This window comes from Micromonospora sp. NPDC005254, from assembly GCF_042872525.1.
In the GTDB taxonomy this organism is placed as follows: Bacteria; Actinomycetota; Actinomycetes; order Mycobacteriales; family Micromonosporaceae; genus Micromonospora.
In genome coordinates this window covers 395,395-415,575 of the sequence record NZ_JBIAKM010000004.1, presented here as the reverse complement: position 1 = coordinate 415,575, position 20,181 = coordinate 395,395, and the positions used below count along the sequence as shown (strand labels likewise).

The 20,181-nt window shown below is 72.0% G+C and carries 19 protein-coding genes and 1 tRNA gene; 13 read left to right on the top strand and 7 right to left on the bottom strand.

All coding sequences use genetic code 11. The features are described from left to right. Window positions 1-20: 20 nt before the first annotated feature. Complete coding sequence (locus ACFYPR_RS15165) at window positions 21-1,490, bottom strand: hypothetical protein (RefSeq protein ID WP_387260432.1); 1,470 nt, start codon at window positions 1,488-1,490, stop codon at window positions 21-23. Between the two features lie 122 nt (window positions 1,491-1,612). Between ACFYPR_RS15165 and ACFYPR_RS15160 the strand changes: the two genes are divergently transcribed. Continuing rightward, complete coding sequence (locus tag ACFYPR_RS15160; RefSeq protein ID WP_355063284.1) at window positions 1,613-2,314, top strand: PASTA domain-containing protein; 702 nt, start codon at window positions 1,613-1,615, stop codon at window positions 2,312-2,314. A gap of 165 nt (window positions 2,315-2,479) precedes the next feature. Then, window positions 2,480-3,298 (top strand): PASTA domain-containing protein, encoded by an 819-nt coding sequence (locus tag ACFYPR_RS15155; protein ID WP_387180883.1) that lies wholly within the window; start codon window positions 2,480-2,482, stop codon window positions 3,296-3,298. Between the two features lie 7 nt (window positions 3,299-3,305). Here the strand turns inward: ACFYPR_RS15155 and ACFYPR_RS15150 are convergent, their stop codons facing one another. Further along, window positions 3,306-3,746, bottom strand: a complete 441-nt coding sequence (locus ACFYPR_RS15150) for a hypothetical protein (protein WP_355063280.1) — start codon at window positions 3,744-3,746, stop codon at window positions 3,306-3,308. A gap of 96 nt (window positions 3,747-3,842) precedes the next feature. Then, window positions 3,843-4,127: a hypothetical protein gene (locus tag ACFYPR_RS15145; protein ID WP_354854927.1), complete on the bottom strand. Its 285-nt coding sequence runs from the start codon at window positions 4,125-4,127 to the stop codon at window positions 3,843-3,845. A 625-nt stretch (window positions 4,128-4,752) separates the two neighbouring features. On the opposite strand from ACFYPR_RS15145, the gene ACFYPR_RS15140 reads away from it, so the two are divergent. The 3 genes from ACFYPR_RS15140 to ACFYPR_RS15130 all read left to right on the top strand — a co-directional run bounded on the left by ACFYPR_RS15140 (window position 4,753) and on the right by ACFYPR_RS15130 (window position 6,434). Further along, entirely contained in the window at window positions 4,753-5,628 is an 876-nt protein-coding gene (locus tag ACFYPR_RS15140; protein ID WP_354854929.1) for a helix-turn-helix transcriptional regulator, read from the top strand. Further along, the gene (locus tag ACFYPR_RS15135) at window positions 5,598-5,819 is read left to right on the top strand and encodes a DUF397 domain-containing protein (protein ID WP_007454112.1); all 222 of its coding nucleotides are present in this window, start codon (window positions 5,598-5,600) and stop codon (window positions 5,817-5,819) included. The genes ACFYPR_RS15140 and ACFYPR_RS15135 overlap by 31 nt, the downstream gene beginning before the upstream one ends. Window positions 5,820-6,032: 213 nt before the next feature. After that, the gene (locus tag ACFYPR_RS15130; protein ID WP_354854931.1) at window positions 6,033-6,434 is read left to right on the top strand and encodes a hypothetical protein; all 402 of its coding nucleotides are present in this window, start codon (window positions 6,033-6,035) and stop codon (window positions 6,432-6,434) included. Here the strand turns inward: ACFYPR_RS15130 and ACFYPR_RS15125 are convergent. Then, a complete protein-coding gene (locus ACFYPR_RS15125; protein WP_354854933.1) occupies window positions 6,402-7,001 on the bottom strand; it encodes a hypothetical protein in 600 nt (199 codons plus the stop codon). The two genes, ACFYPR_RS15130 and ACFYPR_RS15125, sit on opposite strands and share 33 nt — an antisense overlap. 218 nt (window positions 7,002-7,219) lie before the next feature. On the opposite strand from ACFYPR_RS15125, the gene ACFYPR_RS15120 reads away from it, so the two are divergent. Next, window positions 7,220-8,779 carry a S8 family serine peptidase gene (locus ACFYPR_RS15120; RefSeq protein ID WP_355063278.1) on the top strand — a complete coding sequence of 520 codons (1,560 nt, stop codon included), beginning with the start codon at window positions 7,220-7,222 and terminating at the stop codon, window positions 8,777-8,779. 69 nt (window positions 8,780-8,848) lie between these two features. On the opposite strand, the gene ACFYPR_RS15115 is transcribed toward ACFYPR_RS15120, so the two are convergent. The 3 genes from ACFYPR_RS15115 to ACFYPR_RS15105 form a co-directional block, all read right to left on the bottom strand. Continuing rightward, window positions 8,849-9,655, bottom strand: a complete 807-nt coding sequence (locus tag ACFYPR_RS15115; protein ID WP_354854937.1) for a WecB/TagA/CpsF family glycosyltransferase — start codon at window positions 9,653-9,655, stop codon at window positions 8,849-8,851. Then, a complete protein-coding gene (locus ACFYPR_RS15110) occupies window positions 9,652-10,767 on the bottom strand; it encodes an NAD-dependent epimerase/dehydratase family protein (RefSeq protein WP_354854938.1) in 1,116 nt (371 codons plus the stop codon). Before ACFYPR_RS15110 ends, ACFYPR_RS15115 begins: the two co-directional genes overlap by 4 nt. Before the next feature lie 65 nt (window positions 10,768-10,832). Beyond that, a tRNA-Leu gene (locus ACFYPR_RS15105) sits at window positions 10,833-10,918 on the bottom strand. 207 nt (window positions 10,919-11,125) lie between these two features. Here ACFYPR_RS15105 and ACFYPR_RS15100 point away from each other — a divergent pair. Genes ACFYPR_RS15100 through pknB form a run of 7 tightly spaced genes read left to right on the top strand, consistent with a single transcriptional unit; the run spans window position 11,126 to window position 20,129 of the window. Next, entirely contained in the window at window positions 11,126-11,914 is a 789-nt protein-coding gene (locus ACFYPR_RS15100; protein WP_007454122.1) for a DUF3662 and FHA domain-containing protein, read from the top strand. Between the two features lie 6 nt (window positions 11,915-11,920). After that, window positions 11,921-12,406 carry an FHA domain-containing protein gene (locus ACFYPR_RS15095; protein ID WP_007454124.1) on the top strand — a complete coding sequence of 162 codons (486 nt, stop codon included), beginning with the start codon at window positions 11,921-11,923 and terminating at the stop codon, window positions 12,404-12,406. Further along, window positions 12,403-13,869, top strand: a complete 1,467-nt coding sequence (locus ACFYPR_RS15090; RefSeq protein ID WP_387260429.1) for a protein phosphatase 2C domain-containing protein — start codon at window positions 12,403-12,405, stop codon at window positions 13,867-13,869. Before ACFYPR_RS15095 ends, ACFYPR_RS15090 begins: the two co-directional genes overlap by 4 nt. A 30-nt stretch (window positions 13,870-13,899) precedes the next feature. Continuing rightward, window positions 13,900-15,390 (top strand): FtsW/RodA/SpoVE family cell cycle protein, encoded by a 1,491-nt coding sequence (locus ACFYPR_RS15085; protein ID WP_363936515.1) that lies wholly within the window; start codon window positions 13,900-13,902, stop codon window positions 15,388-15,390. Continuing rightward, entirely contained in the window at window positions 15,387-16,892 is a 1,506-nt protein-coding gene (locus ACFYPR_RS15080; RefSeq protein WP_387260427.1) for a peptidoglycan D,D-transpeptidase FtsI family protein, read from the top strand. Before ACFYPR_RS15085 ends, ACFYPR_RS15080 begins: the two co-directional genes overlap by 4 nt. Window position 16,893: 1 nt before the next feature. After that, window positions 16,894-18,309, top strand: a complete 1,416-nt coding sequence (locus tag ACFYPR_RS15075) for a protein kinase (protein ID WP_387260424.1) — start codon at window positions 16,894-16,896, stop codon at window positions 18,307-18,309. Continuing rightward, on the top strand, window positions 18,306-20,129 hold the full coding sequence (gene pknB, locus ACFYPR_RS15070; RefSeq protein ID WP_387260421.1) for a Stk1 family PASTA domain-containing Ser/Thr kinase: 1,824 nt from the start codon (window positions 18,306-18,308) through the stop codon (window positions 20,127-20,129). The genes ACFYPR_RS15075 and pknB overlap by 4 nt, the downstream gene beginning before the upstream one ends. The last annotated feature ends 52 nt before the right edge of the window (window positions 20,130-20,181 follow it).

The window sequence follows — 20,181 nt, the reverse complement described above, 5'->3', positions numbered from 1 at the left end:
CGGCGGGGTCGGACCGGGAGTCAGTCGGTGGGGCGGGTGCTCCTCCGGGGCGGACGGGCACGCCGGGGTGCCGGGTCCTCGGTCGGCCCGGTGGTGGCGGGTTCGGCCAGAGCCGTGTCGTCCGGGGACGGCCGAGGCGTCGGTACCCGGGGTGCGGCGTTCGCATCGCCCGACCGGGCCTCCGACCTGGTCACCGGCGACGTGGTCCTGCCGCGCCGAGGCGCCGTACCGGTCGAGGTGTCCGTCGCCGGCCCGTCGCCGTCCGGCCCAGCGCCGGTCGCCCGGCCACCGGGAGTCGGTACGGTCGCGCCGGCCGAGGTGCTGCCGATCCGAGCGCCCGGGCGGGTGGTCGGATCGGGCTCCATCGGGGCGGTCGGTGCGGGCTGCGTGCCGGCGGCGGCTGACCGTCGGTGGGCAACGCGCCTGCGGCCGGCCCGCTCGGCGAGGACGGCGGCCAGCACCGAGCCGCCGACACCGGCGATCACCGCGTACGGGGCGATGAGCTGGGTGGAGAACTGTGCGGGCCCCAGCGTGACCCAGCGCGGCACCGTGGTCAGGTAGGCGAGCGCGACGAGCAGCGGACCGGCCGCGCCGGAGGCCGCCGCGCCGATCCGGTGCCCGTCCGACCGCGCGGCGCCCCGAGCGGCGAGCGCACCGATCAGGAGCGCGGGTACGAGCGCCAGCAGCGCGCCGGGCCAGTAGAGCTGGCCCCCGATCCAGTACCGCGCGTGGTCCGGGTCGAGCTGCCAGGTGCCGAGCTGAGCGCCGGTGAGCCCGCGCCCGACGCGTACCCCGTCGATGACCGAGACCACCGCGAGCAGCCAGAGCCAGGCGGCCGTCGCGGTGACGTTCAGCGCGGCGGTGCGGGAGCGCAGCGCCCAGAGCGCGACGAACACGCCGATCAGAATGCCCAGCACCGCGTGCAGGGCGGCGACCCGTTGCGGCGTGCCGCTGTCGGCACCCGCGGCGACCCGGGCCGGTACGGCGACCAGCAGCACGGTGACCAGTCCACCGAGCCCGGCGCCGAGCGCCAGCGACAGCCTGCGGAACAGGCCGCCGGGCTCGTCGGGCGGCGTGTCGGCCACCGGTGCCGATCGATCGACCGCCGAGGTCGGCCGGGCCCGCGCCGCCTCGGCGCCCTCGACCCGGGCCGGCCGTCCCTCGTCGGGCGCCGCCGGCTGCGGCAGCGCCGTCTCGGTCGCCGGGGCGGGTGCCGTCGGCTCGGCGCCGGTGGCCGGCTGGTCAACCGCTGGGGGTACGGCACGCTGGTGCAGTCGCTGCGCGCAGACCGCGCCGAGCACTGTCGAGCTGGCGGCGAGCCAGCTGGCCCAGGCGAGGCCATCCGCCCAGGCCGTGTCGTTGGCCCCGGCGTCGGTGGGCGTCCAGGTGATGACGCCGAGCCCGTAGCCGAAGCCGAGCTGCGCGGCGCCCGCGCCGGCAGCGACCCCGATCGCCGTCACGATCGATACTCCCCAGCCCCGTCTGGCCATGCCGGGCAGCGTAACGTCCCGTCGTCGGTGCGGCGAGTCGTGGTGACCCGCCGGTATGGACCGTCGGCACAACGTGATGGGCGGCTAACGGTACGGTCGCCGGTGATGAGGCGGTGGGCGGTATGACGGACGCGAACACGGGTCGGCAGGATTCCGCCGGCGGCCAGGCCGGCGGCGGTGGAAGCCGGGCCAGCGTGCTGCTCGGTGGCGGGCTGGTCGCGGTGCTGCTGGCCGTGGTCGGTGCGACAGGTGGCTGGCTGCTGGCCGGCGACGATGGCGAATCTCCGGCGAACCCGCAGGCGGTGGCCACCACGGCCGGTACGCCGACCGGCCGGGCCACCTCGTCCCGGCCGACCACCGGCCGGACCACGCCGTCCGCCCCACGGACGACCGCCTCCACGACGAAGGGGACCGGGCTGACCGTGCCACCGGTGGTCGGCGCCGACTTCGTGCAGGCCCGCGAGATGCTGCGTAAGCAGCGGTTGGGCTGGCGTCTGGTCTTCGGCGGCGGCACCGGCCGCACGGTGGAGAGCGCCTCGCCGGCCGTGGGCACCGAGGTGGCCCGGGGCACCACTGTCCAGCTCCAGGTGGCCGGTCCGGCCCCCGCCGCCGAGGTGCCGGACGTGGTCGGCGACGACTGCGCCGAGGCCGCCGATGAGCTGGTCGAGGAGGGGCTCTACCCGCGTTACCGCAGTGGGCGCAGCGGGAAGGTCAGCCGGCAGGAGCCGGCCGAGGACGGCCCGGCCCGCTGGAACGACGAGGTGAGCATCTGGTGCGGGGCGGCGCCCCCGCCGAGCCAGCCGACCGTGAAGCCCACCCTCTGACCCGCACCGCTTGCGGCGTCGACGCACCCGGCCTGGCCCGTCGGACACCAGCTGACCCGACTGCGGCACGCGGCTCGCGGCACCGATACCGGCCGATGTCGACGTGGGCGGTTAGGTTGACGGTCGAGGGCCACGGCGCCCGCCCGGTTCGGGAAAGGACGTGCGATGAGCGACGACCGCCAGGAGCCGCCCGCCGGGGAGCCCGAGGACGACCGTACGCGCCCCCTGCCGCCCCCCGGCGGCAACCGGCCGCAGCCGCCGGACCGCACCGCGTCGCCGGACGAGACGATGCCGATCGACCGGGCTGTTTCGGTTGGTCGTGGTGGGTCGCCGGACGAGACGATGCCGATCGACCGGGCCGCCGCGGAGCCGTCGGGTGACCGGACGGCGCGGATGCCGGTGGAGCGGTCGACGCCGCCGCCGTGGTCCGGGCGGGCCGAGGTGCGCGCGCCCCGACCGGCCGAACCGACTGCGGACTGGTACGTCGAGGAGCAGGGTGGCCGGCGTTGGTGGCTGCCGATCCTCTGGGGCGTACTCGCTCTGCTGCTCGCCGGGCTGCTCGGGGCGGCTCTGTGGGTGGTGCTCAACGCCCGGGACGACGACCCCGACAACCCGGCGACGCCGTCTGTCCCGCCGGCCAGTGCCAGCGCCCCGCCGAGCAGCAGCGCCCCGACCTCGGCGGCGCCCAGCAGCGCGACGCCGAGCAGCCCGGCGGCGACCACCGAGGAAGCGCGGCTACCGGTGCCACCGCTGGCCGGCCTGCCGCAGGCCACCGCCGAGAGGCTGCTGGACCGGCTCGGCCTGAGCTACCGAGTGGTGTACCGCCCGTCCGAGCTGCCGCCGGGGACGGTGGTCAGCACCGATCCGGAGGCCGGCGCGACGGTGCGGACCGACGAGGAGGTGCTGCTGGTGATCTCCCAGGCGCGGCCCTCGACCGCAACCAGCCCGACCAGCCCGAGCCCGACGGTGACGACCACGCCGTGACCGATGTTCACCACATCCGGCGGCGGGTGCCGACGAGGCCGAGGCCGGCGAGCGAGATGGTGAGGCCGAAGATCCCGGACCAGAACAGCGAGCGGCGGACGTCCGTGGCGGTGTGCCCCGCCGGTGCGGCGTCGCTGAGTTCCTGCGGTCCGTCGGACTGACCGCCGGCGCCGGCCCCGGCGGCCGGGCCGGCCGGGTCGGACGCTCCGACGCGTCCGTCGGGGGCATCGGCGCTGATCCAGCCGGGTTCGTCGGCGGGCGGGTCGGCGTCGACCACGGTGATCTCCGGAGCCGGCACCGGAACGGCCAGCCGGGTGGACGACAACGCCGGGTCGCGGACCAGGACCACGATGGTGGTCACGGCGCCGAGGAGAGCGAGCAGTCCGAGAGCGTAGGTGATACGGGAGCGGTGGTGCCGCCGCACGGCGGGCTGATTGACCATGACCATCCCAGGCTCAGGGTCCTGGACGTGCGGTGGAACATGCCGGGGTGGGCGTACCGATTCTATGGCGACGGCACGCCTACCCGCGGCGGTTCGCGCTGGTCAGCCGACTCTGACCGGCGTACGGGCGACCGGTCGTCGGGTCCGTACGGTGTGCGGGCGGGGCTCCGGCGCGGCCTGCACCTGTCGCAGCCCTTCCCGCTGTACGAAGATCGACCGTCGGTTGACGGCATCGCCGGCGGCGTTGAGTTCGTAGCCGTCGAGCCAGAGCCAACCGTCGTAGGTCGGCCAGTCGAGCACCCGGATCACCCGGAACATGATCGGCCTGAGGAACTGGACACTCGCCGCGCGAGTCACGTGCAGAACGTCACCGGAGCGGGGAAGCACATGGGCTCCTGGGGAGGGAGAGCCGGCGTCGTGCCGGCGGGTGACTGGTCTGGGATGTCTCGGCCCGGTGACGGGATCGCGCCTCGTGGACCGGTTGGTGCGTGATGGTGGTCGGGCCGTACCCGCTGGTGGCGTGCCGCCACCCGACCATCACCTGACTGCTTCCGGGAACCGCGCCCACCGCCGCAGTCAGCTGGCTTGCAGCGGTGGGGTCATCACCCCGGCGCAGGTCTGAGTGGCGCCGGCCGGGCCCGCGCCCCGCCCGGCCATCCGGGGTCGGTGGGGTCACCACACCCGGAGAGCAGACGGAGACGCTGAGTGATCCGTGCCATACGGACAGACTGCATCAGCGACGTGCTTCATGCAAGTTGCACGTCGACTTTTGCCGATACGTGAGTCCGCCACGCAAAGCGGCGCTTGAAGCCATCCGCGTACGGACGGCACACTGAGGGCCGGTTTCGCCCGTCGCGGCCGGCCGATGACCGGCACCACCCCTCGTCGCGAACGCTCGCCGGTCGACGGTCGCGCCCCCGGTGAGCGGCAGCCAGTGGCGCGTCGACCGGAGGTAGCCCGAGAGTGGGGTCGAGCAACCAGCGGCGAGGACCAGAGACTCCGAGGCCGCGCAATGAGTGAGCGGCGCAGCCCGACGATCCGACGGCGGCGGCTCGGCGCCGAGCTGCGCCGGCAGCGGGAGTCGGCCGGGATCACCATCGAGGTTGTCGCCGAGCAGTTGGAGTGCTCGGCGTCCAAGATCTCCCGGATCGAGACGGGGCACACCACGGCCACCCCGCGCGACGTGCGGGACATGCTGAGGATCTACGGCGTCGTGGGTGCCGAGAGCGACGAACTCGTCCAGATCGCCCGGGAGGCGCGGCAGAAGGGCTGGTGGCACCCGTACAGCACGGTGCTGGTCGGGGCGTACGTCGGGCTGGAGGCGGCGGCGAGTTCGATCCGGGCGTACGAACAGCAGGTCGTTCCGGGCCTGTTGGAGACCGAGGAGTACGCCGGGGCGATGATCCGAGCCGCCCGTCCGGACTTCACCGCCGATCAGGTACACCAGAGGGTGCGTGTCCGTCTGGGCCGTCAGTCGTTGTTGACCCAGGACGATCCGGTCGATCTGTGGGTGGTGCTCGATGAGGCGGTGGTAAGTCGGCCGGTGGGCGGGGACGAGGTGATGCGCGGCCAACTCAGGCGGTTGGTCGAGGTGGCCGAGTTGCCGAACGTGACGCTCCAGATCCTCCCCTTCGAGGTGGGTGCGCACGCCGGCATGGACGGGACCTTCACGATCCTCAGTTTTCCCGAGCCCGGTGATCCGGATGTCGTGTACGCGGAGAACGCCACGGGTGGGCTTTTCCTTGAGAAGAGCGACGAACTGCAGAAGTACAGCTTCATCTTCGATCACATCCGCGCTGCGGCCATTCGTCCAGAGGAGTCCATCGCACACATCGCAAAACTGGCAGAGGAGCCGAGATGGCGACCAAGGGGTTCCCCGTGGACCTGACGCAGGCGACGTGGTTCAAGAGCTCGAAGAGCGGGCCGAACTGCGACAACTGTGTGGAGGTGGCGTACGTGACCGGGGCGGTCGGAGTGCGGGACTCGAAGGACAAGGCCGGCCCGGCCCTGGTCTTCGCTCCCGGCGACTGGCACGCCTTTGTCGCCGGCACCAGGGATGGTGTGTTGGGCTCGGTCTGACCGAGTGAGCAGTCGAGGTCCCCGTCCGGTCCCGACCGGGCGGGGACCCTCCGTGTCCCGGAGCGCCGCCGACCCGCAGCGAACGGCCGGGCCCGGTGAGGTTCCGCCGGGATTCCCGTCGCCACAGCGGGTCCGCCTCGTTGAACCGGTCGGTACGGCGCTGGTCGACGACCCGCCGCACCGACCCGCACCCGAGCGAGGCAGGCGAGACGGATGACGACGATCGGTTCAGAGAACCTCACCAACGGTCCGGGCAAGCCGGAGCGGTTCGGTGGCAAGTACCGCGGGGCGCGTCGGGACACCGTACTGACCGAGGTGGTCTCGACCGACCAGGAGCTGGACGGGCGGGAGGCGACGGCCCAGGAGGTGGCCGACGCGCCGCTCTCGCTGCCGTCGCTGGACCCGAACCCGCTGGTCGAGCCGTCGTTCCCGCCGACCGGCTGGCCGATGGAGCCGGCCGGTTCGCTGGCCGACCACCCGCTGCTGCGCGGCCTGCTGCTGGAATTGCCGCCGAAGGGCAGCATCCCGCCGCCGGGCTGGCTGGACCGCTGGTTCGAGGCGACCCGGGCGATCCTCGAGCTGCTATACGTGCAGGGGTCCGGCCGCTCGCGCTGACCGGGGCGCGGCGGGCTGAGCCCGCTCGGTGAGCCGGCTGTGCCGCAGCGCGTGCCGGACGCCGATCGCGGCCACCGCGAGTGCGCCGACGGTGATCGCCGGCCCGGTGACCCCGGGCTCGGCGCCGAGGTCCGCGCCGGCCGCCGCGATCACCGCCGGCACCGTCGCCAGGGCGGTCACCTGCAACGGCAACCCGATGAGCGGGTGCGCCGCGGCGGCGCGCAGCCCGTGCGGGGCGGGTGTCCCGGGTGCGGTGTCGAACGCGCCGGCCCCGGCCCGCAGGCGGCGGATCCGTCGTACGGAGCAGACGGCCACCACGAGCGCCGGGCCGGTGGCGAGGGTGAGCCCGACGGCGGCCCGGTCGACCGGCGCGGTGCCGGCGCTGAGCAGCCCGCCGATGGACACGGCCGCGACCAGCGCCACGCCCGCCAGCGCGAGCGCCAGCAACCATCCGGTACGCCGACGCAGCGCACGCGCGTCGCGCAGCCGGGGCAGTCGGTCGGCCAGGACCCCGGCGGCCAGCCAGACGGCGGCGACCGGCAACACGATGGTCAGCTGACTCTCCATGTCGGAGACTCTTCCCCGTCCGGGAGCGCGGCGAATCCGGGCCGGACCCCCGTTGGCCCCGGAAGCCGGGCCCGTAGGGGACATCCCATCGACGTGATGGACGTTTCGACATGTTTATCTGCCCGGCCTCATCGATCTACTCTCGGCTCGATCGGCAAGTGTCGATCGATGTGGTACCGGTGGTCGCGTTTCGCCGCCGGTCGGAGGGAGGTAGGGAGATGGGTCTTCCACGCAGGTCCGTACTGGTCGGGGTGACCGCCGCGACCGTACTGGCCGTCGGCACCCCGGCCCTGGCCGCCGAGCCCGTCGGCGTCGTCCGGGAGGCCGGTGGAGCCACCGCCGTGCCGGACAGCTACATCGTCGTCCTCAAGGACACCGCCGTGACCTCCAGCCGGGTCGGTGACACCGCGCAGCGGCTGACCGGCCGGCACGGCGGAAGGGTCGCCCGCACCTACGGCACGGCGCTGCGTGGCTTCGAGGTCACCGTCAGCGCGGGCGCGGCGGCACGGATCGCCGCCGACCCGGCCGTCGCGTACGTCGAGCAGAACCACACGGTGTCGATCTCCGGAACGCAGGCCAACCCGCCCTCCTGGGGCCTGGACCGCATCGACCAGCGCAACCTGCCGCTGGACAGCTCCTACACCTACCCGAACACGGCGAGCAACGTGCACGCCTACATCATCGACACCGGCATCCGCTTCACCCACAACGACTTCGGCGGCCGGGCCACCTCCGGCTACGACGCCGTGGACGGCGGGTCGGCCGACGACTGCAACGGGCACGGCACGCACGTCGCCGGCACCGTCGGCGGATCCTCGTACGGGGTGGCCAAGGGCGTCCAACTGGTCGGCGTACGGGTGCTGAACTGCTCCGGCAGTGGCACCAACGCCGGTGTGATCGCCGGTGTCGACTGGGTCACCCAGAACGCGATCAAGCCGGCGGTGGCGAACATGAGCCTCGGCGGCGGCGCGAACAGCTCGCTGGACACCGCCGTCCGCAACTCGATCGCGTCCGGTGTCACGTACGGCCTCGCCGCCGGAAACGACAACGGCGCGAACGCCTGCAACACCTCGCCGGGGCGTACCGCGGAGGCGATCACGGTCGGCTCGACGACCAGCTCGGACGCCCGGTCGTCGTTCTCCAACATCGGCACCTGCCTGGACATCTTCGCGCCGGGATCGTCGATCACCTCGGCCTGGTACACGAGCAACACCGCGACCAACACGATCAGCGGCACCTCGATGGCCACACCCCACGTGGTCGGCGCGGCGGCGCTGGTAGCCAGCGCCAACCCGGGCTGGACCCCGGCGCAGGTACGCAACCAACTGGTGGCCAACGCGACCCCCAATGTGGTGACCAACGCCGGCTCGGGCTCCCCGAACCTGTTGCTCTACGTGGGTAGCGGCGGCACCACCCCGCCGCCGCCCACCGGCTGCACCGGCACCAACGGCACCGACGTGTCGATCCCGGACGCCGGCGCGGCGGTGACCAGCTCGATCACGATCGCCGGCTGTGGGCGCAACGCCTCGTCGGCCTCCACGGTGGCGGTGGACATCGTGCACACGTACCGCGGTGATCTGGTCATCGACCTGCTCGCCCCGGACGGCAGCGCGTACCGGCTGAAGAACAGCAGCACCTCGGACAGCGCCGACAACGTGAACACCACGTACACGGCCAACGTGTCCGGTGAGGCCGCCGACGGCACCTGGCGACTTCAGGTGCGCGACACCTACTCGGCCGACACCGGCTACATCAACAGCTGGACCCTGACCGTCTGACCTGTTCCCCAGGGACGAGGCCCCATCCGGACGATCCCGGTGGGGCCTCGTGTCGTACCCGATCGGGGGTCAGACCGCGAAGGTGGCCGGCCGCTCGGTGGCCGGGGCCGGCGGGCGGGCCTTCCACAGACCGGTCTTCTGACCGGCGAGCCGGGTCAGGTAGGCGGGGTTGAGGATCACGTAGCGGCGCCAGAGCCGTTTCGGCTCCAGACCGAGCCGCCAGAACCACTCCAGGCCGGCGCGCTGCATCCACGGCGGGGGCTGGCGCAGCAGCCCGGCGTGGTAGTCGAAGGCCGCGCCGACCGCCATCAGCGGCATGTCGAGCAGCGGGCGCATGGCGTACGTGAAGACCTCCTGGCGCGGGCAGCCGAGCCCGACCAGGACGAGCCGGGCGCCGCTGGACCGGATCCGGTCGGCGATCTCGGCGTCCTCGCCCGGCTGGACCGCGCGGAACTTCGACGGCTCCACACCGGCGATCTTCAGCGCGGGGAACATCCGCTCCAGCGCCGGGATCAGCTTGGCCAACGTCTCCTCGGTCGAGCCGTACAGGTAGACCGGCAGCCCCTCGTCGGCGAAGCGGGAGAGCACGTGCAGGGTCAGCGTCGGCCCGTAGACGCGGTCGGTGAGCCCGGCGTGGTGCAGCAGGTTGAGCGCCCAGCGCACCGGCTGTCCGTCCGGGGTGACCACGTCGAAGGAGTTGAGCCGGGCATTGTGCGCGGGATCCAGCACACCGGTCATCACGCCGTGCACGGCCAACGCGGTAAGCGCGAGTGGCCGCCGCTCGTGCGCCGCGGTCACCACGGCGTCGGTCGCCGTGGCGTAGTCGGTGGCGTCGACGAGGACGCCGAGCACGTTGCGCTTGGTCTTGGCCGTCATGACTGTGGCACCCACTTGTCCACGTTGGCCTCGTAGATCTCCCGCAGGATCATCGGCACGTCGTACGTGATCTTCCACTCCGGGTACTGCTCCTCGAACCGGGCCATGCTGCTCACGTACCACTGGTGGTCGCCGGTGCGGGCCTGCTCGACGTAGTTGATCTGCGCCTCTCGGCCGGTGATCTCCTGGGCGATCGCGAACGCCTCGATGTGCGAGGTGTTCGAGTGCCGGCCGCCGCCGAGGTTGTAGACCTCCGCGGAGCGGGGCGACCGGAAGAACGCCTCGAACGCGGTCAGCACGTCGTGGGAGTGGATCGCGTCGCGGACCATCTTGCCCTTGTAGCCGAACAGGTTGTACGTCCGGCCCTCCATCACGCAGCGCATCAGGTAGGCCAGGAACCCGTGCAGCTCGGCGGCCGAGTGGGCCGGGCCGGTCAGGGTGCCGCCCCGGAAGCAGGCGGTCTTCATGTCGAAGTAGCGGCCGTACTCCTGCACCATCACGTCCGCGGCGACCTTGGAGGCGCCGAAGACCGAGTGCAGCGAGTGGTCGATCGACATCTCCTCGGTGATGCCCTGGTACCAGCGGTGGTCCTCGGGCAGCTCGTACCGGGTCTCCAGCTCGATCAGCGGCAGGCTGTTGGGCCGGTCGCCGTAGACCTTGTTGGTCGAGCAGTGGATGAACGGCGCGTCGATCGCGTGGCGGCGGGTGTTCTCCAGGATGTTGAGCGTGCCGCCGGCGTTCACGTCGAAGTCCGTGTACGGCTCCTTGGCCGCCCAGTCGTGGCTCGGCTGCGCCGCGCTGTGGATCACCACGGCGATGTTCGAGCCGTACTTCTTGAACACCTGCTCCAGACCGTCGCGGTCCCGGATGTCCACCGCGAAGTGGGTGTAGGAGTTACCCAGGTCACGGCCGAGCCGTTCCAGGCTCCACGAGGTGGAGCCGTCCGCACCGAAGAAGTACCGACGCATGTCGTTGTCGATGCCGACGACGTCCAGACCGAGGCCGGCGAAGTGCCGGACCGCCTCGGAGCCGATCAGACCGCCCGACCCGGTCACCAACGCGACACTCACACGCCACTCCTGGTCCATCGGAGGCAGAAACCATCGGAGCATAGCGTGACGCCCGGCACGCCCCGATATGACGGAAGGGCCCCGCATTCCGCGGAGCCCTCGTCTTGTGGTGGGGATGGGGGGAGTTGAACCCCCACGCCCTTTCGGGCACACGGACCTGAACCGTGCGCGTCTGCCATTCCGCCACATCCCCGTGGCACGACCCGAGACACTGTAACCGCCCCGGACCCGCTGTCTCCAACAGGCCCCGGGAATACTACGCTGTCCCAGACGCTCGCCACGAGCGGTTACCGTTCGTGGCGGACGAAAGATTAGCACGGCAGTCCCGGTCCTTCCGAACGGGCCGGGAGCAGCCGGCCGAGCGGCGTGTGAGCTGCGCGCGCGCCGGCCGGATACCATCATGTCCTCGGGACCCGAGGAGGAGCCGGTGAGCGTGCTGCAACGCTTCGAGAAGCGTCTGGAAGGCCTGGTCGAGGGGGCCTTCGCCAAGGTCTTCAAAGGGGTGGTCCACCCCGTGGAGATCCTCAACGCCATGCAGCGGGAGGCCGAGGCGCACAAGGCGATCCTGGCCGGTGGGCGCACGTTGGTGCCCAACCGCTACGTGATCGATCTCTCGCCGTTCGACCACAGTCGTCTGGCGCCGTACGCCGCCGCGCTGGCCCAGGAGCTGGCCCAGTCGCAGGCGGAGTTCATCGGCGAGCAGGCCTGGACGGTCTACGGCGACGTGATCGTCGAGATCGAGCGTGGAGAGGGCCTGGACACGGGAATGTTCCGGGTCACCGCCGAGGTCTACACCGGCGGCGAGGTCGCCCCCGTGTCGGCGCCCGGCTACGACGCCGGCCCGCCCGCCTACCCCGCGTACGACCAGGGTGGCGGCTACGGCCCGCCGCCCGGGCACGGTGGCGGCCGCAACGTGCGGCTGGTCTCCGGTGACGGACGCACCTACCCGCTCCAGATGGGGTCGACGGTGATCGGTCGCGGCGACCAGGCGAACCTGCGCCTGCCCGACGTCGGCATCTCCCGGCGACACGCCCGGCTGGATTTCGATGGCGGCCAGGTTGTGCTGACCGATCTGGGCTCCACCAACGGCACCATGGTCAACGGGCAGCGGGTCTCCGCCGTCGCCCTCAACCCGGGTGACATGGTCCAGCTCGGCACCACGACGCTGACCTTCCGCGTGGACGGCTGAGCCGCCTTGCCGGCACTGGTCATCACCGTTGCCCGGTTCGGGTTCCTGATCCTGCTGTGGATCTTCGTGTTCACGGTGGTCGGCGTGATCCGTCGGGATCTCTTCGCGGGGGCACGGTCCGGTCGCCTGGTGGCGGCACCACGCGCGGTTGGCGCCTCGACGGGGCAGGCGGCCAAACCGGCGAAGGTGAAGCGGGGCAGGGCGGCCCACCAGTTGGTGGTCACCGCAGGTCAGCTGGCCGGCACCCGCATCACCCTCGGTGAAGCGCAGATCACCATCGGTCGGGCCGAGGACTCCACCCTGGTCATCACCGACGACTACGCCTCCGCGCGGCACGCGAGACTCGTGCCGCGCGAGGGCCAGTGGTTCGTCGAGGACCTCGGCTCGACTAACGGCACGTACCTAGATCGCGCTAAGGTCACCGGACCAACCCCCGTACCCCTCGGCGTGCCGATCCGGATCGGCCGCACTTCCCTCGAATTACGGCCATGACTCTGACCCTGCGCTATGCGGCCCACAGCGACCGCGGTCTGATCCGTGACGGCAATCAAGACTCCGTCTACGCCGGGCCGCGGCTACTCGCCGTTGCCGACGGCATGGGCGGCATGGCCGCCGGTGACGTCGCCAGCAACATCGTCATCGGTGCCATGGCGCCGCTCGACGAGGACGTCCCAGGGGACGCTCTCGTCGACGCGTTGCGTTCGGCCGTGGGCACCGCCAACCAACAGCTCCGCGACACGGTGGACGCCAACCCGCAGTTGGAGGGGATGGGCACCACGCTGACGGCGACCCTCTTCTCCGGCAGCAAGCTGGGGATGGTCCACATCGGCGACTCGCGGGCCTATCTGCTGCGCAATGGTGAGTTCTCGCAGATCACCAAGGACGACACGTACGTCCAGATGCTCGTCGACGAGGGCCGGATCAGCGCCGAGGAGGCGAGCAGTCACCCGCAGCGGTCGCTGCTGACCCGAGCTCTCGACGGCCGGGACATCGACCCGGAGTACTCGGTGCGCCAGGTGCTGCCCGGCGACCGGTACCTCATCTGCAGCGACGGCCTCTCCGGCGTGGTGAGCGCCGAGACCATCGGCGAGACCCTGCGGGAGTACACCGACCCGCAGCAGTGCGTCGAGCGGCTGGTGCAGCTCGCGCTGCGCGGCGGCGGTCCGGACAACATCACGGTGATCATCGCCGACGCCACCGACCACGACATCGTCGAGGCCACCCCGATCGTCGGCGGCGCCGCCGCCCGGGACCGGGGCATGGCCACCTCCGCCGACGACTCGACCCCGGCCGCCCGGGCCTCGGCGCTCTCCGCGCCGCGCCCCGCGGCGCCCGAGGAGCCCAACGCGTCGGACGACGAGCCGGAGCGGCCGAAGCGCCGGCCGGTACGGACCGCCGCGATGGCGCTGGCCCTGCTGGTGATCGTCGGTGGTGCGGCCTTCGCCGGCTGGACGTACACCCAGCGGCAGTACTACGTGGGCGCCACCGAGGAGGGGCAGGTCGCCGTCTTCCGTGGCATCCAGGGGCAGATCGCCGGGATGGACCTGTCCACCGTGCACCGCACCAGCGGTACCCGGTTGGACGACCTCACGGTCGTCGCTCAGGACACGGTCAAGGTGGGCATCCGGGCCAAGAACGAGCCGGACGCCGAGCGCCAGCTCGCCGAGCTGACCAGCGACACCCCGACCAACCCCAACCTCAAGCCGATCTGCCCGCCCGACCCGGGCGCGGCGACCGGCACCCCGACGCCCACCCCGTCCCCGACCCCGCCCGCGACGTCCCCGACGCCGAACACCAGCCCAAGCCCCGGCGCGGCGGTGAACGGGGTCGTCAGCGCGAGCCCGACCAGCGCGGCCACCGCCGCCGGGACCGATCCGACCACCACACCCGACGCCACGCCCTCCGACTCGGCCCCGCCGGCGCTCGACCCGGCCGGCTGCCGGTCTCCCGAGTGAGCGTCGGCTGAGATCCCAAGGACTCCACCCGTGACCGTAGCGGCCACACCGGCACCCTCGCCCGCCACCACGGGCGGGGAGTCCGGCGTACGCCTGGCCCGGTCCCGACGCAACGCCGAGCTGTCCCTGCTGCTGCTGGCCATGGTGCTGGTGGCCGCGTACATGGCGACCGTCGAGGCGAACCTTCTGGACACGGTCACCCCGGACTTCTGGATGCCCGCCGCCGCCCTCGGCGCGGTCTTCCTCGGCCTGCACCTGGTCATCCGGTTCCTCGCCCCGTTCGCCGACCCGGCCCTGCTGCCGGCGGTGGCCCTGCTCAACGGCCTCGGGGTGGGCTTCCTGCGCCGGATCGACCTGGGCGAGGCCGCCCCGGTCGACCGGGAGGATCTGGCCACCTTCGCCGGCATCGGCGGCCGGCAGCTCGCGTGGACGCTCGCCTCGGTGATCCTCGCCGCGGGCCTGCTCGCCATCATGCGCGACCACCGTTCGGTCTCCCGGTACGCGTACACCCTGGGGCTTGCCGGCATCGTGCTGGTGATGCTTCCGGCGGTGCTGCCGCGCAGCATCTCCGAGATCAACGGCGCCAAGCTGTGGATCCGGGTCGGCGGCTTCTCGCTTCAGCCGGGTGAGTTCGCCAAGCTGGCGCTGCTGGTCTTCTTCGCCTACTACCTGGTGCGCAAGCGTGAGGTGCTGTCGCTGGCCAGCCGGCGGTTCCTCGGCATCGACTTCCCGCGTGGTCGGGACCTCGGCCCGGTGGTCGTGGTCTGGCTGATCAGCCTCCTGGTGTTGGTCTTCGAGAAGGACCTGGGCACCTCGCTGCTCTACTTCGGCATGTTCGTGGTGACGCTCTACATCGCCACCGAACGGGTCAGTTGGCTGCTGATCGGTCTGCTCCTCTTCTTCGGCGGCGCCTACCTCGCGTACGTCCTCGGGTCGACTGTCGGCGGGCCGTTCGCCAACTTCTACCTGCGCGCCGAGATCTGGCTGGACCCGTTCGCCGACCCGACCAACAAGGGCTACCAGCTCGTCCAGGGTCTGCTGGCCCTCGGTACGGGCGGCCTCTTCGGCGCCGGGCCGGGCGGCGGCCAGCCGGACATCCTGCCCGAGGTGCAGAACGACTTCATCTTCGCCGGCATCGGCGAGGAGATCGGCCTCTTCGGCCTCTCCGCGCTGCTGGTGGTCTACCTGCTGATCGTGGAGCGGGGCCTGCGCGCCGCGCTCGCGGTCCGTGACTCGTTCGGCAAGCTGCTCGCCGGTGGCCTCGCCTTCACCCTGGGCCTGCAGGTCTTCGTGATCGTCGGCGGCATCAGCAAGCTCATTCCGCTGACCGGCCAGACCACCCCGTTCCTGTCCGCCGGTGGTTCGTCGCTGATGGCGAACTGGCTGCTCATCGCGGTCCTGCTGCGGGTCTCCGACGGGGCCCGGCGACCGGTGACGGGCAGTGCCGGCAAGGCGAGCCGGCCCTCGGGCGGCCCGCCCGAGCAGTTGCATGGTGCTCCCACGGAGGTGATCAAGCCGTGAACGCACCCCTGCGCCGTGTCGGCATCGTCGTCATGGTCCTGTTCGGTCTGCTCTTCGCGAACCTCAACTGGATCCAGGCGTACAAGGCCGACGAGTACCGCACCAGTGACTACAACGGCCGGGTCCAGGTCGCCGACTACAAGCGCAAGCGCGGCAACATCGAGGCCGGCGGCACGGCGGTGGCCACCAGCAAGGAGACCACCGGCAAGCTGAAGTTCCAGCGCACCTACCCGGGCGGGGCCAAGTACGCGCACGTGCTCGGCTACAAGCCGGTCAACCTGGCCGACACCGGCATCGAGCAGGTGGAGAACGACTTCCTGGCCGGCACCAGCGACCAGTTGATCGGCGACCGGTTCAAGGACATGTTCACCGGCGACGAGACCGGTGGCGGCAACGTGCTCCTCACGCTCTCGAAGCGAACGCAGGACGTGGCGTACGACCAGATGCGCAACAACCAGGTGGATGCGAAGCGCGGCGCGGCGATCGCCATCGACCCGCGGACCGGTGCGGTGCAGGCCCTGGTGTCCATGCCCAGCTTCGACCCGAACCCGCTGGTCAGCCACAACACGACCGAGGCCGCGGCGGAGATCAACAAGCTGGAGCAGAACCCGGACGGCCCGCTCAAGAACCGGGCCCTCTCCGAGACGCTGCCCCCGGGCTCCACCTTCAAGATCGTGGTCGCCGCGGCGGCGCTGGAGAACGGCGTCACCAAGACGACCCCGATCCCGGCCGGCTCCAGCTACACCCCACCCACCTCGGGCAGCCCGATCCGCAACGCCGCCCCGTCGATCTGCCCCGAGCCGCAGGTCACCCTGCTGGAGGCGGTCACCGAGTCGTGCAACACCGGCTTCGCGCAGCTCGGCGTACGGCTCGGCGCCGACAAGGTCAAGGAGAAGGCCCGGCAGTTCGGCTTCGAGCAGGAGGACCTCACGGTCGGGCAGCTCGGCGAGGGCGGTCTGCGGACGGCGGCCAGCCGGACCGGCGACATGCTGAACCCGGACGGCAGCACCGACCCGGCCGCGTTGGCCCAGTCCTCGATCGGTCAGAACAACGTCCGGATGACGCCGCTGCAGGGCGCGATGATCGCCGGTTCGGTCGCCAACGGTGGCAGCCAGATGCGGCCGTACCTGGTCCGGCAACTCCTCGCCCCGGACCGGACCACCAGCTACTACACCGCGAAGCCGCGGGAGCTGCGTCAGCCGGTCAGCGGTCAGGTCGCCAGCGACCTGCGCGACATGATGGTCAGCGTGGTCCAGAAGGGCACCGGCCAGAAGGCGGCGATCAGCGGCTACACGGTCGGCGGCAAGACCGGCACCGCGCAGTCCGCCCCGGACCGGCCCGACCACGGCTGGTTCATCGGCTTCGCCCTGGACAAGAACGGCAACCCGGTCTCCGCGGTGTGTGTCGTGCTGGAGCAGGCCGGCAGCGGCGGCAGCGCCGAAGCGGCCCGGATCGGCGGCCAGATCATGCGGGCCGCCATCGCCGACCCCGGGGGCCGCTGACATGCTCAGCCCCGGCGTCCAGCTCGGCAACCGCTACCGCCTCGACGAGCGGATCGCCAGCGGCGGCATGGGTGACGTCTGGCGCGGCACCGACCAGGTGCTCGGCCGGACGGTCGCGGTCAAGAGCCTGCTCCCCGCGCTGCTCGACGACCCCGACTTCGCCGAGCGGTTCCGGGGCGAGGCGCGGACCATGGCGACCATCAACCATCCCGGCGTGGTGGACGTCTACGACTTCGGCAGCGACCAGCAGATCGCCTTCCTGGTCATGGAGTACGTCGAGGGCGACGCCCTGTCGTCCACGCTGAGCCGGGTCGGTCGGCTCACCCCGGCCCGGACGATGGCACTCGTCGCGCAGGCCGCCGACGCGCTGCACGCCGCCCACGAAAAGGGCATCGTGCACCGCGACGTGAAGCCGGGCAACCTGCTGGTCCGTCCGAACGGCACGCTGGTGCTCACCGACTTCGGCATCGCTCGCTCCGACATCGTCGGCCAGCTCACCGCCGCCGGCTCGGTGCTCGGCACCGCCTCGTACATCTCCCCGGAGCAGGCCACCGGTCAGGTGGCCACCCCGGCGTCCGACGTGTACGCGCTCGGCGTGGTCGCCTACCAGTGCCTCGCCGGGCGGCGACCGTTCGAGGGCGACAACCCGCTCGACATCGCCATGCGGCACGTCCGGGAAACGCCCCGGCCGCTGCCGTCCGACATCCCGCCGCAGGTCCGGGCGGTGGTGGAACGGGCGCTGGCCAAGGATCCGGCCGCCCGCTGGCCGAGCGCCGCCGCGCTCGCCGGAGTCGCCCGCCAGCTCAAGGCCGCGCTGTCCCAGCAGGCCCGGGCCGGCGGTCACACCGGCCCGGTCTCCGGTGCGCCGTCCTCACCCGCCGCGCCCGGCCGGGCCCAGGTGCCGCAGTCGCAGCAGCTCCGCCCGCCGAACGCCCCGCACCGGCAGCCTCCCGTCGGGCAGCGCCCGACGACTGTCGCGCCGGCCCAGCAGCCCCGCCCCACAGCTGTCGCACCGGCCGTACCGCACGCGCGTCCGCCGGTCGCCCCGGCCGGCTACCCGCGCGGCGCCGCGGCGGTGCCGCCGGCAGAGACCCGGCAGGAACAGCCACCGGCGTACGCCCGGCAGGCCGTCCCGGGGCTGCCGGCGCCCGAGCCGCGTCGGTCCCGGCCCGGGATGGTGCTCCTCGCCATCCTGCTGGCCTTACTGGTCCTGCTCTGCTCCGGCGTGATTTCCTACAACCTGCGGAAGCAGTCGCAGACCGGTGCGTCCGGGGCGTCGGCTTCACAGACCGTGACGTCCGGCGCGCTGCGGCTCGACGGACGCGACGATGCGACCCGGACGTCGTACCGTCGTGAGGTACGACTCCGGCCGGGTGACGGCGGGACGACGACGAGCGAAGGACGACAGACGCGATGACAGCGCAGGCCCGCCTGCTCGGTGGCAGGTACCAGGTCGGCGAGCTGCTCGGCTACGGCGGCATGGCCGAGGTGCACCGCGGTCGCGACCTCCGGCTCGGTCGGGACGTCGCGATCAAGATGCTCCGCACCGACCTCGCCCGGGACGCGACGTTCCAGATGCGGTTCCGCCGGGAGGCGCAGAACGCCGCATCGCTCAACCACCCGGCGATCGTGGCGGTCTACGACACCGGCGAGGAGACCGCGCCGACCGGCGAGACGCTGCCCTTCATCGTCATGGAGTTCGTCAACGGGCGGACGTTGAAGGAGGTCCTCGGGGCCGAGGGCCGGTTGCAGCCCCGCCGTGCGCTGGAGATCTGCGCCGACATGTGCGCGGCGCTGGAGTTCAGCCACCGGCACGGCATCATTCACCGGGACATCAAGCCGGGCAACGTCATGCTCACCCAGACCGGCCAGGTCAAGGTGATGGACTTCGGCATCGCCCGGGCGCTGGCCAGCGGCGCGACCACCATGACGCAGACCAGCGCGGTGATCGGCACGGCCCAGTACCTGTCACCGGAGCAGGCGCGCGGTGAGGCCGTGGACGCCCGCTCCGACGTGTACGCGGCCGGCTGCGTCCTGTTCGAGCTGGTCTGCGGGCACCCGCCGTTCGTCGGGGACAGCCCGGTAAGCGTCGCGTACCAGCACGTGCGGGAGACTCCGCCGACGCCGAGCGACATCAACCCGGACGTCACCCCGGCGGTCGACGCGATCGTGCTCAAGGCGCTGTCCAAGAACCCGCTCAACCGCTACCAGAGCGCCGGCGAGATGCGGGCCGACCTGCTGCGCGCCGCCGCCGGCCGGCCGGTGCTGGCCACTCCGGTGCTGCGCGAGGCCGAGACGGTGGCGATGGCCCCGGCCGGCGGCGGTGGCGGCTACCCGCCCGCCGCCACCGGGCCGCAGACCCGGCAGATCCCGGCCCGGGTCGGCGATCCGCGCCAGCGCAAGGCGTCCTCCTGGCTGATCGCCCTGTTCAGCGCGGTCGGCGTGCTGGCGGTGATCGCCCTGGTCGCCGCCCTGCTGTGGAGTCAGCAGCAGGACAAGGACCTGAAGTCGGTGCCCACCCTCGCCGGAAAGACACGGGATGCCGCGTTCACCGACATCACCAGAGCCGGCCTCAATCCGGTGGTCGGCGAGCCGGTTCTGAACAGCACCTGCGCCGAGGGCACGGTGGTCGGCCAGAACCCGCAGCCGAACGCTCGACTGAAGGAGGCCAGCACGGTCACCATTCAGCTCTGCGGCGGCAAGCCCGAGGTGGCCGTCCCGACCGGCCTCAAGGGCAGCAAGGAGGAGAGCGCCGTCGCCCGCCTCGAGGAGGCGAAGCTCGACTACACGGTCAAGCCGGTCGACAGCCCGGAGAGCGAGGGCATCGTCGTCAAGGTCAACCCGCCGGAGGGTCAGAAGGTCCCCGAGGGCACGAAGGTGACCCTCGAGGTGTCGAAGGGCAACGTCCGTGAGGTGCCGGACGTCGTCGGGCTGAGCGAGGACGAGGCCACCCGCACCCTGCGCAACGCCGGCTTCGTGGTGAACGTCCAGGATGGCCCCGATGTGCCGGCGGCCCAGGCCGGCAAGGTCACCGACCAGAGCCCGAACGGCAAGGAGAAGAAGCCGAGCGGCACCAGGGTGACCATCAAGGTGAGCCAGCCGGAGGTCGTGGAGGAGACGCCCAGCCCGCCGGTGACGCCGACGCCGACGCCGAGCGGCACGCCGACCACGCCGGGCATCGGTGGTGGCTCCGGCCAGCCCATCTTCCCGCCGCCGGTCCGACTTCCCGAGGAGTAGCCGTCCGCGCCTGGGTGCGGAGCCTCCGGCCGGGCTCCGCCGTCGATCGTCC